This is a genomic window from Micromonospora sp. WMMD956 (assembly GCF_029626125.1).
GTDB classification, from domain to species: domain Bacteria; phylum Actinomycetota; class Actinomycetes; order Mycobacteriales; family Micromonosporaceae; genus Micromonospora; species Micromonospora carbonacea.
In genome coordinates, this window is record NZ_JARUBI010000005.1 from 3,289,223 (window position 1) to 3,303,298 (window position 14,076).

Here is a 14,076-nt window from a genome sequence, read left to right on the forward strand (position 1 = left end):
TCCCGCCGCCTGAGCTGAGGCGTATGACACATCCGCCCGGTTACGTCGCCACCCCACCCCGGTCACGCGGGCCGGACGGACCTTCTGGTACGCGGAGGGGCCCCGCCGAACCGGCGGGGCCCCTTCCGTCGTCGCGTCGACGGGTGGATCGGACGGGCGTCGCGCACCCAGGTGGTGGGTGTTTGCAGGGGGCCCTTGCTATGCAGAAGGCGTTAACAGGGTGCCCTTCCTTGCGCTTACACGCCGTGCGGGATGGCGTCCCAGCCCTCGACCTGCTGCGGCTTGCGGGTGCCCGGCCCGACGTAGCGGGCGGACGGGCGGACCAGCCGCTGGAGCTTCTTCTGCTCCAGGATGTGCGCGCTCCAGCCGCCCATCCGGGCGCAGGTGAACATCGAGGTGAACATGTGCGCGGGCACCTCGGCGAAGTCGAGCACCACGGCCGACCAGAACTCGACGTTCGTGGCGAGCACCCGGTCCGGGCGGCGGGCCTGGAGCTCGGCCAGGGCCGCCTTCTCCAGCGCCTCGGCGATCTCGAAGCGCGGCGCGCCGAGCTCCTTGGCGGTGCGGCGCAGCACGCGGGCGCGCGGGTCCTCGGCCCGGTAGACCCGGTGGCCGAAGCCCATCAGCCGCTCGCCCCGGTCGAGGACGCCCTTGACGTAGCCCTCGGCGTCGCCGCTGCGCTCGACGGCCTCCAGCATGCTGAGCACCCGCGACGGCGCGCCGCCGTGCAGGGGGCCGGAGAGCGCGCCGATGCCGGAGGAGATGCAGGCGGCGGCGTCGGCGCCGGTGGAGGCGACGATCCGGGCGGTGAAGGTGGAGGCGTTCAGGCCGTGCTCGGCGGCCGAGATGAAGTAGGCGTCGACGGCCTTCACGTGGCGGGGGTCGGGCTCGCCGCGCCAGCGCTTCATGAAGCGCTCGACGATCGTCTCCGCCTTGTCGATCTCCTTCTGCGGCACGGCCGGCAGGCCCAGGCCGCGCGCGGACTGGGCGACGAAGGAGAGCGCGGTGACCGACACCCGGGCGAGGTCCTCGCGGGCCTGGGAGTCGGAGATGTCGAGGAGCTGGTTGAGCCCCCAGTACGGCGCGAGCATCGCGACGGCGGACTGCACGTCGACCCGGATGTCGCCGGAGTGCACAGGCACCGGGAACGGCTCGGCCGGCGGCAGGCCGGGGCCGAACCGGCCGTCGACCAGCAGCGCCCAGACGTTGCCGAAGGAGACCTGACCGATCAGATCCTCGATGTCCACGCCGCGGTAGCGCAGCGCGCCGCCCTCGCGGTCCGGCTCGGCGATCTCGGTCTCGAAGGCTACGACGCCCTCCAGACCCGGTTTGAAGTCGGCCATTCTTACTCCTGGATCTGCTCGATGCGCCCGCCTGGGCTCATCCGGCCCGGCCGGCCGAGCGCCTTAGGCGACCCTCAGGGACGTGTTCGTGACATCTTGCCTGGTGGGTAACCGGCTGCGCGACCCGCGACGACTGTGCTGCACGCGACATCCCCGCCGGTGGACAAGCGTGCGGGGGTGATGAGACTGGGCGGTAGGGGCTGGCCAGCGTCGCCGAGGGTGACGGGGCCACCGAAGGGGAGGGTAGTTGTGACGGGTGACACACCCGGTCCGGCCGGGATGCGTAACGAGTACGCCGCCGACCTGGGCCTTTCCGAGACGGACCTGGCCGCCGACTGGCACGCCCAGTTCACCCGCTGGTTCGCCGACGCGGTGGCGTCCGGCCTGCCCGAGCCGAACGCGATGGTGCTCGGCACCGCCGACGCCGCCGGCCGCCCCAGCGGGCGCACCGTCCTGCTCAAGGGGTACGACCCGCAGGGCTTCGTGCTGTTCACCAACCACGGCTCGCGCAAGGGCACGGAGGCGCTGGCCAACCCGTACGCCAGCCTGGTCTTCCCGTGGTTTCCCCGCCAGCGGCAGGTGGTGGTCGCCGGGCGGATCGAGCCCGTCGACCGGGCCGAGACCGAGGCCTACTTCGCCAGCCGGCCGCGCGGCTCGCAGCTCGGCGCGTGGGCCAGCGAGCAGTCGCGGGTGATCGGCGACCGGGCCGTGCTGGACGCCGGCTACCGGGCGGCGGCCGAGCGGTTCGCCGACGTGGACCGGGTGCCCGCGCCCCCGCACTGGGGCGGCCTGCGGGTGCGCCCCGAGACGGTGGAGTTCTGGCAGGGCCGGGCCAGCCGGCTGCACGACCGGCTGCGGTTCCGCCGCACCGCGCCCGACCCCGGCCCGGCCGACGACGGCCGGTGGGTCGTGGAGCGGCTCGCCCCGTGACCGCCGTCAAGGAGACCCGGCCGCGCGGGGCGCGCCGCTGGGCGATCGACCTGCGCCCGCTGCGGGTGCCCGTCTACCGGCGGATCTGGGTCGGCAACAGCGTCGCGATGCTCGGCTTCCAGTTCACGGCCGTGGCCGTGCCGGTGGAGATGTTCGCGCTGACCCGGGACTCGTTCTGGGTCGGCCTGCTCGGCGTGGCCGCGTTCCTGCCGCTGCTGGTCTTCGGGCTGTGGGGCGGCGCGGTCGCGGACGCCCGGGACCGGCGCGCGGTGCTGCTGGTCAGCCAGGCGGTGCTCTGGGCGTCGATGGTGGGGCTGCTGGCCCAGGCCGTGTTCCGGGTGGGCAGCCCGGTGCTGCTGCTGGTCCTGGTGGCGTTGCAGTCGGTCGGGTTCGCGGTCAGCGGTGCGGCCCGCACCGCGAGCATCCCCCGGCTCGTCCCGGCCGAGCTGGTCCCGGCCGCGAGCACCCTGAACTTCACCACCCACACCGCCGCGTCCGTGCTGGGGCCGCTGCTGGCCGGGCTGATCTTCGCGGCCTGGGAGGTCGGGGTCGCGCTGCCCATCGCGTACGCCGTGGACACGGTCTTCTTCACGGCGGCGGTCTGGGCGACGCTGCGGATGCCGGCGCTGCCGCCGGAGCCGGACCCCGACGGCGACGGCGCGCCCCGCAGGGCAGGGCTGGCCAGCGTCGTCGACGGGCTGCGCTACCTGGCCACCACGCCGGTGCTGCTGCTCTCCTTCGCCATCGACCTCGTCGCGATGGTGCTGGCCATGCCCCGGGCGCTGTTCCCCGAGATCGCCGAGGAACGCTTCGGCGGCGGCGCGGCCGTCGGCTGGCTGTTCAGCGCCATCGCCATCGGGTCGATGCTCGGTGGGCTCACCTCCGGCTGGATCGGCCGGCTCCACCGGCAGGGGGTGGCGCTGGTGTGCGCCGTCGTCGGCTGGGGGCTGGCCATCGCCGCCGCCGGGCTGGCCCGCCAGCTCTGGCTGGTGGTCGGGCTGCTCGCCGTGGCCGGCGCGGCCGACCTGGTCAGCGCCGTGCTGCGGCAGACGATGCTGCTGGTGCACGCGCCGGACCGGATGCGGGGCCGGCTCCAGGGCGTCAACACGGTGGTGGTGGCGGGCGGGCCCCGCCTCGGCGACCTGCGGGCGGGCGCGACGGCCGCCGGCCTCGGCACCGGCGTCGCCTGGGTCGGCGGCGGCCTCGCCGCGGCGGTGCTCGCGGTGCTGCTGGCGGCCGTCTTCCCGGCCCTGGTGCGCTACCGGGCGGCCACGTCGGGGGCGCGGGGGTGACCGGCGGCGGCGGGGTGCGCGCGGTGACGGACCGCGCACCCCGTGCACAGAGCTGACCGACTAAGGTCACCGGCATGCAGAACGCCGCACCCCGCCCGCCGTCAGGCACCCAGTGGACCATTTCCGCCGCCGGCCACGAGGCCGTGCTCGTCGAGGTCGGCGGCGGCCTGCGGACGTACCGGCACGACGGCGTCGACTACGTCGACGGGTTCGCCGCCGACGAGCTCTGCCCCGGCGGGGCCGGGCAGGTGCTGGCCCCCTGGCCCAACCGCATCCGCGACGGCCAGTACGCCTTCGGCGGCCGGGAGTTCCAGCTCACGCTGACCGAGCCGGGCCGGGGCGTGGCCCTGCACGGCCTGGTCAACTGGGTGCCGTGGCACCTCGTCGAGCAGTCCGACGACGCCGTGACCCTGGGCTACGACCTTCCCCCGCATCCGGGCTACCCGTGGGCGCTGCGGCTGCGCAACCGCTACTCGGTCGGCCCCGGCGGTCTGCGCATCGAGCACGAGGCCACCAACGTCAGCGGCCAGCCCTGCCCGTTCGGCTTCTCGATGCACCCCTACCTGCAACTTCCCGGGGTGGCGGTGGACGATCTCGCCCTGCGGGTGCCGGCGAAGCTGCGGGTGCAGGTGGACGGGCGGCTGCTGCCGGTCGGGGCGACCCCGGTCGCCGGCACCGAGTACGACTACACCAGCCCCCGGCGCATCGGCCACGCGGTGCTCGACACGGCGTTCGGCGACGTGGTCCGCGACGCCGACGGCGGCTCCTCGGTGACCCTGGCCGCCCCGGACGACGCGGCGGCCGTCACCGTCTGGGCGGACCGCGAGTTCGGCTGGTGGCAGATCTTCTCCGGGGACACCCTCACCGGCGAGCGGCACCGCCGCTCGGTGGCGGTCGAGCCGATGACCTGCCCGCCGGACGCGTACCGCTCGGGCAAGGACGTGATCACCCTGGAGCCGGGCGACACCTGGCGGGGCACCATGGGCATCCGGCCCGGGGCCCGGTAGCAGCGGAGGCGGGCGGCGTGGAGTTCGCCGAGGTGCTCCGGCGACGCCGGATGGTGCGCAACTACGACCCGGACCGCCCCGTCCCGCCCGACGTGGTGCGGCGGCTGCTCGACCACGCCGTGCGGGCCCCGTCCGCCGGGTTCGCCCAGGGCTGGGGGTTCCTGGTGCTGGAGGAGCCGGCGGACCGGGAGCGGTTCTGGGCGGCGACCACCCCGGACGGCGGCGGGCGCGAGCGGTGGCTGGCCGGGATGCGCCGGGCCCCGCTGATCGTCGTGCCGCACGCCAACCGCTCGGCGTACCTGGAGCGCTACGCCGAGCCGGACAAGGGCTGGACGGACCGCGCGCAGGAGCGCTGGCCGGTGCCGTACTGGTATGTCGACACCGGCTTCGCCGCCCTGCTGATGCTGCTCACCGCCGTGGACGAGGGGCTGGGCGCGTGCTTCTTCGGCATCCCGGCGCAGCGCACGCAGGCGTACCGGGAGGCGTTCGGGGTGCCGGCGGAGTTCGACCCGGTCGGCGCGCTCACCGTCGGCTACCGTGCGCCGGACCACCGGTCGCCGTCGCTGCGGCGGGGGCGTCGCCCGGTCGACGAGGTGGTCCGGCGGGGGCGCTGGAGCTGACGCCGGGGGCGTCGGCGGCCCGGCCCGCCGTCGGAGGGAAGGTGTCGGCGGCCCGGCCCGCCGTCGCCGGGCGGGGTTGACCAACAGTGGTCGCGAAAGCGACATGAGGGAGTAAAACGCGGTGTGGCGGGGGCGGCTACGCTGGCACGGTCATCGGTGCTGTGCCGCGCGGTGCCACGCCGCGATCCGACCCGGCGCGGTGGGTCGGAACGGTGAGGGGGAGGGGAGCGTGCCGTCGTGATCTTCAGAGCGGTCCGGGACGGGCGTCCCTATCCGGAGCACAACCTGACGCTCAAGCAGTGGGCGGAGATCCCGCCGCGTCCGCTGCGGCTGGACCAGTTGATCACCACCAAGCGCGAGCTGGCGTTGGACAAGCTGCTCGCCGAGGATTCCACCTTCTACGGGGACCTGTTCCCCCACGTGGTGCAGTGGAACAGCGGGCTCTACCTGGAGGACGGGCTGCACCGCGCGCTGCGCGCCGCCCTCCAGCAGCGCAACCAGATCCACGCCCGGGTGCTGGTGCTGGCCGGTCAGCACGAGTGACCCGCTCCTGAGCCTTCGTTAGGGTGGCGGGATGACTCCTGTCGACCTGCTGGACCTGGACTCCCTCCTCGACGACGAGGAGCGCCAGATCCGGTCCGTCGTGCGCCGGCTCGTCGACGACCGGGTCCGGCCGCACGTCGCCGACTGGTACGAGCGGGGCCAGGTGCCGGCCCGCGAGCTGGCCCGGGAGTTCGGCCGGCTCGGCCTGCTCGGTATGCACCTGACCGGGTACGGCTGCGCCGGCGCCACCGCCGTCGCGTACGGGCTGGCCTGCCTGGAGCTGGAGGCCGGCGATTCCGGCGTGCGGTCCCTGGTCTCGGTGCAGGGCTCGCTGGCCATGTACGCCATCTGGCGCTACGGCAGCGAGGAGCAGAAGCAGCGCTGGCTGCCCCCGATGGCGATCGGCGAGGCGATCGGCTGCTTCGGGCTGACCGAGCCCGACCACGGCTCCGATCCGGCGTCGATGGCCACCCGCGCCCGCCGCGACGGCGACGACTGGCTGCTGCACGGCGGCAAGATGTGGATCACCAACGCACCGGTCGCCGACGTCGCCGTGATCTGGGCCCGCGCCGAGGAGGGGGTGCGCGGGTTCGCCGTACCCCTGGACGCGCCCGGGGTGTCGGTGCGGGAGATCCGGCGCAAGATGTCGCTGCGCGCCTCCGTCACCGGCGAGATCGCGCTCGACGACGTCCGGCTCCCGGCGGACGCGCTGCTGCCCGGCGCGGCCGGGCTCAAGGCCCCGCTGAGCTGCCTCACCGAGGCCCGGCACGGCATCGTCTGGGGCGCGCTCGGCGCAGCCCGCGACTGCCTGGAGACCACCCTGGCGTACGCGACCACGCGCACCCAGTTCGGCCGGCCGCTCGCCGGCTTCCAGCTCACCCAGGCCAAGCTCGCCGACATGGCCGTCGAGTGGCAGAAGGGCTTCCTGCTGGCGCTGCACCTGGGCCGGCTCGCCGACGCCGGGCGGCTGCGGCCCGAGCAGGTCAGCGTCGGCAAGCTGAACAACGTACGGGAGGCGCTGGCCATCGCCCGGCAGTGCCGCACGATCCTCGGCGCGAACGGCGTCTCGGGGGAGTACCCGATCATGCGGCACGCCAACAACCTGGAGAGCGTGCTCACCTACGAGGGCACCTCCGAGATCCACCAGCTCGTCGTCGGGCAGCGGCTGACGGGGCTCAGCGCGTTCGCCTGACCTTCCGGTTGCGGAGCGAACACGTTGCGTTGCACTATGTCTCCCTGGCGTGCGGGACGTCGCGTAATGCTGCGGGAGGGTGCGTGGTGCACAAAGGCGTGCAGGTGGCGATGGTGGAGTCCGGGCACACGGCGGAGAGCCTCGCGGCCGAGATAGGCGTGGACCCGAAGACGGCGGCCCGCTGGGTGAGCCAAGGACGGATTCCGCAGACCAGGCACCGTGCCAAGGTCGCGGAGCTTCTCGGCAGGGACGTGCTGGAGTTGTGGCCGGACGTTCTGCGCCGGAAGGAGCCGGCGTGGTTCCGCCCGTGGACGGAGATCGAACGCGAGGCCACCGGCCTGAGGTGCTTCGAGTCGGTCGTCATTCCGGGCCTGCTTCAGACCGAGGCGTATGCCCGCGCGGTACTCGCCTGCGGTCCGCTGGTGGCGGACGCGGACGACCATGTGGAGGCGCGGCTTCGGCGTTGCGCGGGGGTGTTCGATCGGCCGCGGCCACCGCTGTCCGTATTCGTGATCGACGAAGCTGCCCTGCGCCGGGGCGAGCCCGAGGTGATGCGCCCGCAGCTCGATCACCTCCTCACCATGGCCCAACGGCCCATGGTGATGGTGCACGTGCTGCCGCTGAACGCCGGCCTGCACCCTGGGCAGGCCGGGCCATTCGTCATCGCGACGGCGCCCGACGGGGACGACGTCGGCTACCTCGACGATCAGGCCGCAGGGCGCATCACGAGCGACGTTGCTCCCCTGTGGGCGGTCTGGGATACCGTGAGGTCGCTCGCGCTGCCGCGAGACCAGTCCATCGACTTTCTGGGAGAGCGACCGTGGCTGACCTGACCGGCGCCCAGTGGCGCACCAGCATCCGCAGCAGTTCCAACGGCGGCAACTGCGTCGAGGTCGCCGACAATCTTCCGGGCGTGGTCGGCGTACGCGATTCGAAGGACCCGGCGGGGCCGGCGCTCGTCTTCGGGCCGGTCGCGTGGCGCGCGTTCGTCGCGCACGTCCCCGGGCGGGCCTGACCCGACACGGAGGCGTCGCGCCCGTCCCGTGCTCGGGGCGGGCGCTCGCTGTCGAGCTGCGGGCCTGCCCGCTGTCACGAGGCGGTGGAGTCTGCCCCGTCGTACGCCCGGCGGGCCGCCTCGATCGCGCCCAGGTGTTCGTCGGCCCAGTCGAGGAGGACGTCGACCGGCTGCCGGAGGGTCTTGCCCAGCGGCGTGATCCGGTATTCGACGGCGACCGGGCGCGACGAGAGGACGCGCCGCTCGACGATGCCGTTGCGTTCGAGGCGGCGCAGGGTCGCGCTGAGCGACTTCTGGCTGACGGCCGGGATCGCCTGGCGTAGCTCGTTGAACCGTGAGGGTCGTTCGCAGAGGGTGTTGAGCACCTCCAGCGACCACTTGTCGAGGACCTGGTCCAGGAGCTCCCGGTGTGCCCGCGTGAGGTCGAGGCGCTCCGCCGTGCCGGGGTCGGTATCTGCCATGACACCTAGTCTCGTTGAAGTTTCCTCCAAGCACCAGGTATCAATGAGATACCAAGTTGGTGCGAGGAAGGAAACATGATGAGTGTCCAGCTCTTCTCCCCCCGGGGCATGATGCAGCCCGTCCCCTACCACCACGTCGCGGTCGCGTCGGGGTCGCGCCACGTTCACGTGGCGGGCCAGATCGGCCGCGACGAGGCGGGGCGGCCGGTCGCGTCCGGTGACCTCCGGGGGCAGGTCGCCCAAGCGCTCCGCAACACGGCCCGCGGTCTCGCCGGGGCCGGCGCGAGCTTCTCGGACGTGGTCCGCCTGACGTTCTACGTCACGAACTGGGCGCCGGAGCGGATCGGCGACTTCATGGCCGGCGTCGACGACGTCGCGGGGGAACTCGGCCTGCCGCAGCCCCTGCCCCCGGCGTCGCTCATCGGTGTCGACCACCTCTTCGAGCCCGACGTCGAGGTCGAGGTCGAGGCGACGGCGATCCTGGACTGACCGTACGGCTGGCCTGATGGCGTCGACCCGCAAGATCGTGCTCGATCCGGGAAAGAGTCGTGTCCAATGGGGGCGAGGGCACTCTTTCCCTGATCGAGCACGATCTTGTTCCCTGAGCGGGCGCTACCTGGGCGGGTGCTCCCTGGGCGGGTGCTCCCTGGGCGGGCGCTCCCTGAGCGGGCGCTCCCTGAGCGGGCGCTACCGGAAGTGGGTGCTGCCGGGAGCGGCGCTCACCATTGGCGGCGCGGGGTCGCCTTCGCGCCGGTGACCAGGGTGGCCGGCGGGACGTCGTCGGCCACGACCGCGCCCGCCGCGACGACGGCGTCCCGGCCGATGCTGACGCCGGGCAGGATCGTGGCGCCCGCGCCGATCCAGACGTTCTCCGCCACGTCGATGGGCGCGCCGGTGAGATACAGCCGCCGCTCCTCGGGGTCGACCGGGTGACCGCTGGTGATGAAGGTGACCTTCGGGCCGACCATCACGCGTTCGGCGAGCCGGATGCCGGCGTAGTCGAGGAACGTGCAGTTCTGGTTGATGAACACGCGCTCGGCGAGGTCGAGGTTGAGGCCGTGGTCGGTGTAGAACGGCGGATAGATGGTGACCCGCGCCGGCAGCGGCCTGCCGAGGATCTGGGCGAACAGCTCCGCCTTGCCCGCCTCGTCCTCGAAGGGCAGCACGTTCAGGCGGGAGGTCAGCTCGGTGACCCGCCGGACCCGGGCGGCCATGGCCTCGAACTCGGCGCTGTGGATCCGCATGAGACGACCGCTGGGCACCATGACCCTCTCTGGGGTACGGGAGACTGAATGAAAACCACCTGCCTAGCGGTCACCGTAGTCGTGGTCTGGCGGGACGGGTTGGCGGGCGGGTGTCGCACGATGGCCGTAACGTCATCCTCAGACGATGTTCGATCGAGGATGGTGAGCGATGTCCCACGACGGTGAGGTCGACCGGCCCGCCCCCAAGGGCCCCTCCGGGCCCGCCCGGGGGTTGCTCGTGGTGCTCGGCGCGGCGGCGGTGGCCGTGGTCGTGCTGCTCGGCGCGCAGGCCACCAACGTGTTCCCCGACTTCCGCAACCCCTTCGCCAAGGAGCAGACCGACCGCAGCCAGCCGCCGTTGCTCAAGTCGATCCAGGACCTCAGCCGCTACGTCGCGGCCGAGGGCAACTTCCAGGTCGTCGTCGATCTCCAGAACGACCGCGACAACGTGCCGGAGTTCCTGCTCAACCAGCGCACCCTCTTCGTCGGGGCGGGCAGCGTGGAGGCCTACGTCGACTTCACCAAGATCGGTGAGGGGGCGGTGGTCGTGTCGCCCGACGGCAAGTCGGTCGAGGTGAAGCTGCCCGCGCCGCAGCTCGGCCAGACCAACCTCGACATGGAGAAGAGCTATGTCGTGGCGGAGCAGCGCGGCCTGCTCAACCGGATCAACGACCTGGTCAAGGGCGACCCGAACCGCCAGCAGCAGGTCTACAAGCTCGCCGAGGACCGGATCACGGCAGCCGCCCGCGACAGCGGCCTGACCGACCGCGCGCAGGAGAACACCAACAAGATGCTGGAGGGACTGCTGCGTTCCCTGGGATACGAGAAGGTGACCGTCACCTACGTCGCGCCCTGACCGCCGACGCGAACGGCGAGACGCCCGTCCCGGGGGGAGCCGGGGCGGGCGTCTCTGTGCGGCAGGGTCAGTAGCGGGCGGTGGCGTAGCGGTCCTCGTTCGGCATGAGCACCCACAGCACCAGATAGACGATCACCTGGGTGCCGGGCAGCAGCAGCGACAGCAGGAACAGCAGGCGGACCAGGTTGGCGGAGGTGTTGAACCGGCGGGCCAGGCCGACGCAGACGCCGGCGAGCATGCGCCCCTCGCGGGGCCGGACCAGTTTGCGACTCATCGTCGTCCTCCCACTCTGCGGCGTGCCGCCGCCTCTGACTCAACGGTAGGAACCGCCGTCGCGCCCGCCCTCCGTCGCGAGGGGGATCCCGGGACCCCTGACCCGTAGGTGCTTACCCGGGCGGGCCCGCCCCGACGCGCCGGGGAGGGAAGCGGGCGGCGGGTAGGCTCGCCCGTCGGGTCCGTACAAGGGCGTACGACGGCGAGGAAGTGCAGATGATCAGCGTTTTCGACCTCTTCAGCGTGGGCATCGGCCCGTCCAGCTCGCACACGGTGGGACCGATGCGGGCGGCGCGGACGTTCGTGGCCGGGCTCAAGGCCGACGGCCTGCTCGCCGGCGTCGTCCGGGTGCGTGCCGAGCTGTTCGGCTCGCTGGGCGCCACCGGTCACGGCCACGGCAGCGGCCCCGCCGTGCTGCTCGGGCTGGAGGGCGAGGCCCCGGAGACGGTCGACACCGACACCGTCGCCCCCCGGGTGGCCGCGATCCGCGCCGCGCGGCGGCTGACCCTGCTCGGCGCGCAGGAGGTCGACTTCGACCCGGACCGGGACCTGGTGCTGCACCGCCGCCGGTCGCTGCCGTACCACCCGAACGGGATGACCTTCGCCGCGTACGACGGGGGCGGGGCGCTCCTGCGCGAGCGGACGTACTACTCCGTCGGCGGCGGGTTCGTGGTCGACGAGGCGGCGGCCGGCGCGGACCGGATCGTGCCCGACACCACGCGCGTGCCGCATCCGTTCGGCACCGGGGCGGAGCTGCTGGCGGTCAGCGCCGGCAACGGGCTGTCGATCAGCGAGGTGATGCTGGCCAACGAGCTGGCCCGCCGCACCGAGGGCGAGGTGCGGGCCGGGCTGCTGGACATCTGGCGGGTGATGCGGGAGTGCGTCGAGAACGGGTGCGCCCGCGACGGCGTACTCCCCGGGGGGTTGAAGGTGCGGCGGCGGGCGGCGGAGCTGCGGCGCGGCCTGGAGGCGGACGCCGGGAGCGGTGACCCGCTGCGGGTGATGGACTGGGTGACCCTGTTCGCGCTCGCGGTCAACGAGGAGAACGCGGCCGGCGGGCGGGTGGTGACCGCGCCGACCAACGGCGCGGCCGGGATCATCCCGGCGGTGCTGCACTACTACACCCGGTTCGTGCCGGGGGCGGACGAGGCGGGCGTGGTCCGGTTCCTGCTGGCGGCCGGGGCGATCGGCGTGCTGTTCAAGGAGAACGCGTCGATCTCCGGCGCGGAGGTGGGCTGCCAGGGCGAGGTCGGCTCGGCCTGCTCGATGGCCGCCGCCGGGCTCGCCGAGGCGCTCGGCGGCACCCCCGAGCAGGTGGAGAACGCGGCCGAGATCGGCATGGAGCACAACCTGGGGCTGACCTGTGACCCGGTCGGGGGCCTGGTGCAGATCCCCTGCATCGAGCGGAACGCGGTGGCTAGCATCAAGGCGATCACTGCGGCCCGGCTGGCGCTGCGCGGCGACGGGGTGCACCACGTCTCGCTGGACAAGGTGATCAAGACGATGCGCGAGACGGGCGCCGACATGAAGGTCAAGTACAAGGAGACGGCGCGGGGCGGCCTGGCCGTCAACGTGATCGAGTGTTGAGCGGGCGAGGAGGCGGGCGGTGACGTCTGGCGTCCGGGCGGCCGGCCCGCAGGGGCCGGCGGCCCGCCTGTGGGCGCACCGCGGCTCGCTGCGCATCCTCGTCCGCCGCGACCTCGCGGTGAAATACCAGCAGTCGGTGCTGGGCTACCTCTGGTCGCTGATCGAGCCGCTGGGCATGGGCGCGATCTACTGGTTCGTCTTCGGGGTGCTCTATTCCGGCGACACGAGCCGGCACCTGGGGCAGGCCGCCGGGTCGTACCCGCTGTTCCTGATCACCGGCATCTTCGCCTGGATGTGGACCAGCTCGGCGCTGAGCGAGGCGACCAACGCGCTCACCGGCCAGGCCCGGCTGATCACCACGATGAACGTGCCGCGCCAGGTGTTCCCCATCGGCCGGATCACCGGCCGGTTCGCCGAGTACGCCGCCGGCCTGCCGATCCTGGCCGCCATCGCCGTCGCGTACGCGGTGCGCGGCGAGGTGCACCCGGGCTGGTCGGTGCTCGCCCTGCCGCTGGCCGTGGCCGTGCAGGCGGTGCTGCTGGTCGGGCTGGCGCTGCTGCTGTCGGCGCTGAACGTGCTGATGCGCGACATCGAGCGGTTCATGCGGCTGGTGATCCGGGTGCTGTTCTACGCCACCCCGATCATCTATCCCCTGAGCCTGGTGCGCGAGTCGACGCTGCCGGGCTGGGTGAAGGCCGCGTACGAGCTGAACCCGCTGGTCGGCATCTTCCAGCTGCACCACGCCGTCTGGTACCCGGACCAGTTCCCCGACGCCCGGCTGCTCGCCACCACGGTCGCGGTGAGCGTGCTGGTGCTGGTGGCCGGCTGGTGGGCGTTCCGGCGGCTCGAACCCGCCGTGCTCAAGGAGCTGTGATGGCGGCCGACCCGATCATCGAGGCGGACGGGCTGGGCATCCGGTTCGTCCGCAACCGGCGGCGGCAGCTTCGGCTGCGCGAGTTCTTCATCCGCCCCGGCGGGCGCGACGCCAACGCCGGCCGGTCCGCCGACGACGGGCGGTTCTGGCCGCTGCGGGACGTGTCGTTCCGCGTCGCGCCGGGCGAGACACTCGGGGTGGTCGGCCGCAACGGCACCGGCAAGAGCACCCTGCTGCGGCTGATCGCCGGGGTGCTCATCCCCGACGAGGGGAGCATCCGGGTCCGCGGCGACGTGGCCCCGCTGCTGGAGCTGTCGGCCGGCTTCTCCAACGACCTCACCGGGCGGGAGAACCTCTACCTCGTCGGCGGCCTGCACGGCCTGTCGGCGCGTTACCTGCGGAAACACTTTCATGAGATCGTCTCCTTCGCCGGCGAGCAGGTGGAACGGGCCATCGACACGGCGGTGCGGCACTACTCGTCGGGGATGAAGGTCCGCCTCGGCTTCGCGATCATCTCCCACCTCCCGCATCCGATCCTGCTGATGGACGAGGTGACGGCGGTCGGGGACGCGGAGTTCCGCGAGAAGTGCTATGCGACGATCGAGAGATTGCTTCGGGAGGGACGCACACTCGTGCTCGTGTCACACAACGAAAAGGATCTGACCCGGTTCTGCCGTCGGGGGCTCTACCTCGACGCCGGGCGGCTGACCGTCGACGGGACGATCGCCGAGGCGCTCGACGCGTACCACGCCGCGGTCGCGCGGTGACCGTCGCGATCGTGCTCGCCGCCGGAACGCCGGCCGCGGGCCAGCCGACGACCGCCGGCGCGCAGGCGGGAG

Annotated in this window: 17 protein-coding genes; 13 read left to right on the plus strand and 4 right to left on the minus strand. The window is 72.9% G+C overall.

Translation table 11 applies throughout. The annotated features are described in order from the left end of the window. Positions 1 to 236: 236 nt before the first annotated feature. Complete coding sequence (locus tag O7628_RS15145; RefSeq protein ID WP_074475243.1) at positions 237 to 1,343, minus strand: citrate synthase 2; 1,107 nt, start codon at positions 1,341 to 1,343, stop codon at positions 237 to 239. Positions 1,344 to 1,622: 279 nt separating this feature from the next. Here O7628_RS15145 and pdxH point away from each other — a divergent pair, with 279 nt between their 5' ends. The 8 genes from pdxH (at position 1,623) to O7628_RS15185 (ending at position 7,942) form a co-directional block, all read left to right on the plus strand. After that, positions 1,623 to 2,273, plus strand: coding sequence for a pyridoxamine 5'-phosphate oxidase (pdxH, locus tag O7628_RS15150; protein ID WP_278136316.1), 651 nt, complete (start codon positions 1,623 to 1,625; stop codon positions 2,271 to 2,273). Next, on the plus strand, positions 2,270 to 3,565 hold the full coding sequence (locus O7628_RS15155) for an MFS transporter (RefSeq protein WP_278131272.1): 1,296 nt from the start codon (positions 2,270 to 2,272) through the stop codon (positions 3,563 to 3,565). The genes pdxH and O7628_RS15155 overlap by 4 nt, the downstream gene beginning before the upstream one ends. Positions 3,566 to 3,639: 74 nt before the next feature. Then, a complete protein-coding gene (locus tag O7628_RS15160) occupies positions 3,640 to 4,572 on the plus strand; it encodes an aldose 1-epimerase family protein (RefSeq protein WP_278131273.1) in 933 nt (310 codons plus the stop codon). A 17-nt stretch (positions 4,573 to 4,589) separates the two neighbouring features. Continuing rightward, the gene (locus O7628_RS15165) at positions 4,590 to 5,192 is read left to right on the plus strand and encodes a nitroreductase family protein (RefSeq protein WP_074475239.1); all 603 of its coding nucleotides are present in this window, start codon (positions 4,590 to 4,592) and stop codon (positions 5,190 to 5,192) included. Between the two features lie 237 nt (positions 5,193 to 5,429). Then, positions 5,430 to 5,735 (plus strand): type II toxin-antitoxin system VapB family antitoxin, encoded by a 306-nt coding sequence (locus O7628_RS15170; protein ID WP_043961565.1) that lies wholly within the window; start codon positions 5,430 to 5,432, stop codon positions 5,733 to 5,735. Positions 5,736 to 5,766: 31 nt separating this feature from the next. Beyond that, positions 5,767 to 6,927, plus strand: a complete 1,161-nt coding sequence (locus O7628_RS15175; RefSeq protein ID WP_278131277.1) for an acyl-CoA dehydrogenase family protein — start codon at positions 5,767 to 5,769, stop codon at positions 6,925 to 6,927. Positions 6,928 to 7,013: 86 nt separating this feature from the next. Beyond that, positions 7,014 to 7,760, plus strand: coding sequence for a Scr1 family TA system antitoxin-like transcriptional regulator (locus tag O7628_RS15180; protein WP_278136317.1), 747 nt, complete (start codon positions 7,014 to 7,016; stop codon positions 7,758 to 7,760). Further along, positions 7,748 to 7,942: a DUF397 domain-containing protein gene (locus O7628_RS15185; protein ID WP_278131278.1), complete on the plus strand. Its 195-nt coding sequence runs from the start codon at positions 7,748 to 7,750 to the stop codon at positions 7,940 to 7,942. The genes O7628_RS15180 and O7628_RS15185 overlap by 13 nt, the downstream gene beginning before the upstream one ends. A 74-nt stretch (positions 7,943 to 8,016) precedes the next feature. Here O7628_RS15185 and O7628_RS15190 read toward each other — a convergent pair whose 3' ends face one another. After that, on the minus strand, positions 8,017 to 8,403 hold the full coding sequence (locus tag O7628_RS15190; RefSeq protein WP_278131281.1) for a helix-turn-helix domain-containing protein: 387 nt from the start codon (positions 8,401 to 8,403) through the stop codon (positions 8,017 to 8,019). A gap of 78 nt (positions 8,404 to 8,481) precedes the next feature. On the opposite strand from O7628_RS15190, the gene O7628_RS15195 reads away from it, so the two are divergent. Next, entirely contained in the window at positions 8,482 to 8,892 is a 411-nt protein-coding gene (locus tag O7628_RS15195) for a Rid family hydrolase (RefSeq protein ID WP_278131283.1), read from the plus strand. Positions 8,893 to 9,122: 230 nt separating this feature from the next. Here O7628_RS15195 and O7628_RS15200 read toward each other — a convergent pair whose 3' ends face one another. Next, positions 9,123 to 9,647, minus strand: a complete 525-nt coding sequence (locus O7628_RS15200; protein WP_074475235.1) for a DapH/DapD/GlmU-related protein — start codon at positions 9,645 to 9,647, stop codon at positions 9,123 to 9,125. Between the two features lie 169 nt (positions 9,648 to 9,816). Between O7628_RS15200 and O7628_RS15205 the strand changes: the two genes are divergently transcribed. Continuing rightward, complete coding sequence (locus O7628_RS15205; RefSeq protein WP_278131287.1) at positions 9,817 to 10,503, plus strand: DUF4230 domain-containing protein; 687 nt, start codon at positions 9,817 to 9,819, stop codon at positions 10,501 to 10,503. Positions 10,504 to 10,570: 67 nt separating this feature from the next. Here O7628_RS15205 and O7628_RS15210 read toward each other — a convergent pair whose 3' ends face one another. Then, the gene (locus tag O7628_RS15210; RefSeq protein WP_074475233.1) at positions 10,571 to 10,777 is read right to left on the minus strand and encodes a PspC domain-containing protein; all 207 of its coding nucleotides are present in this window, start codon (positions 10,775 to 10,777) and stop codon (positions 10,571 to 10,573) included. A 215-nt stretch (positions 10,778 to 10,992) separates the two neighbouring features. On the opposite strand from O7628_RS15210, the gene O7628_RS15215 reads away from it, so the two are divergent. The 3 genes from O7628_RS15215 to O7628_RS15225 all read left to right on the plus strand — a co-directional run bounded on the left by O7628_RS15215 (position 10,993) and on the right by O7628_RS15225 (position 14,004). Next, on the plus strand, positions 10,993 to 12,363 hold the full coding sequence (locus tag O7628_RS15215; protein WP_278131289.1) for an L-serine ammonia-lyase: 1,371 nt from the start codon (positions 10,993 to 10,995) through the stop codon (positions 12,361 to 12,363). A 67-nt stretch (positions 12,364 to 12,430) separates the two neighbouring features. Continuing rightward, on the plus strand, positions 12,431 to 13,237 hold the full coding sequence (locus O7628_RS15220; protein ID WP_278136318.1) for an ABC transporter permease: 807 nt from the start codon (positions 12,431 to 12,433) through the stop codon (positions 13,235 to 13,237). Next, a complete protein-coding gene (locus tag O7628_RS15225) occupies positions 13,237 to 14,004 on the plus strand; it encodes an ABC transporter ATP-binding protein (protein ID WP_278131291.1) in 768 nt (255 codons plus the stop codon). Before O7628_RS15220 ends, O7628_RS15225 begins: the two co-directional genes overlap by 1 nt. Positions 14,005 to 14,076: the final 72 nt, after the last annotated feature.

Excerpts from the sequence above, each read along its gene's own strand:
- O7628_RS15210 (WP_074475233.1), bottom strand. The coding sequence starts at position 10,777 with ATGAGTCGCAAACTGGTCCGGCCCCGCGAGGGGCGCATGCTCGCCGGC.
- O7628_RS15145 (WP_074475243.1), bottom strand. The coding sequence starts at position 1,343 with ATGGCCGACTTCAAACCGGGTCTGGAGGGCGTCGTAGCCTTCGAGACC.
- pdxH (WP_278136316.1), top strand. The coding sequence starts at position 1,623 with ATGCGTAACGAGTACGCCGCCGACCTGGGCCTTTCCGAGACGGACCTG.
- O7628_RS15215 (WP_278131289.1), top strand. The coding sequence starts at position 10,993 with ATGATCAGCGTTTTCGACCTCTTCAGCGTGGGCATCGGCCCGTCCAGC.
- O7628_RS15195 (WP_278131283.1), top strand. The coding sequence starts at position 8,482 with ATGAGTGTCCAGCTCTTCTCCCCCCGGGGCATGATGCAGCCCGTCCCC.
- O7628_RS15190 (WP_278131281.1), bottom strand. The coding sequence starts at position 8,403 with ATGGCAGATACCGACCCCGGCACGGCGGAGCGCCTCGACCTCACGCGG.
- O7628_RS15160 (WP_278131273.1), top strand. The coding sequence starts at position 3,640 with ATGCAGAACGCCGCACCCCGCCCGCCGTCAGGCACCCAGTGGACCATT.
- O7628_RS15225 (WP_278131291.1), top strand. The coding sequence starts at position 13,237 with ATGGCGGCCGACCCGATCATCGAGGCGGACGGGCTGGGCATCCGGTTC.
- O7628_RS15175 (WP_278131277.1), top strand. The coding sequence starts at position 5,767 with ATGACTCCTGTCGACCTGCTGGACCTGGACTCCCTCCTCGACGACGAG.
- O7628_RS15200 (WP_074475235.1), bottom strand. The coding sequence starts at position 9,647 with ATGCGGATCCACAGCGCCGAGTTCGAGGCCATGGCCGCCCGGGTCCGG.
- O7628_RS15205 (WP_278131287.1), top strand. The coding sequence starts at position 9,817 with ATGTCCCACGACGGTGAGGTCGACCGGCCCGCCCCCAAGGGCCCCTCC.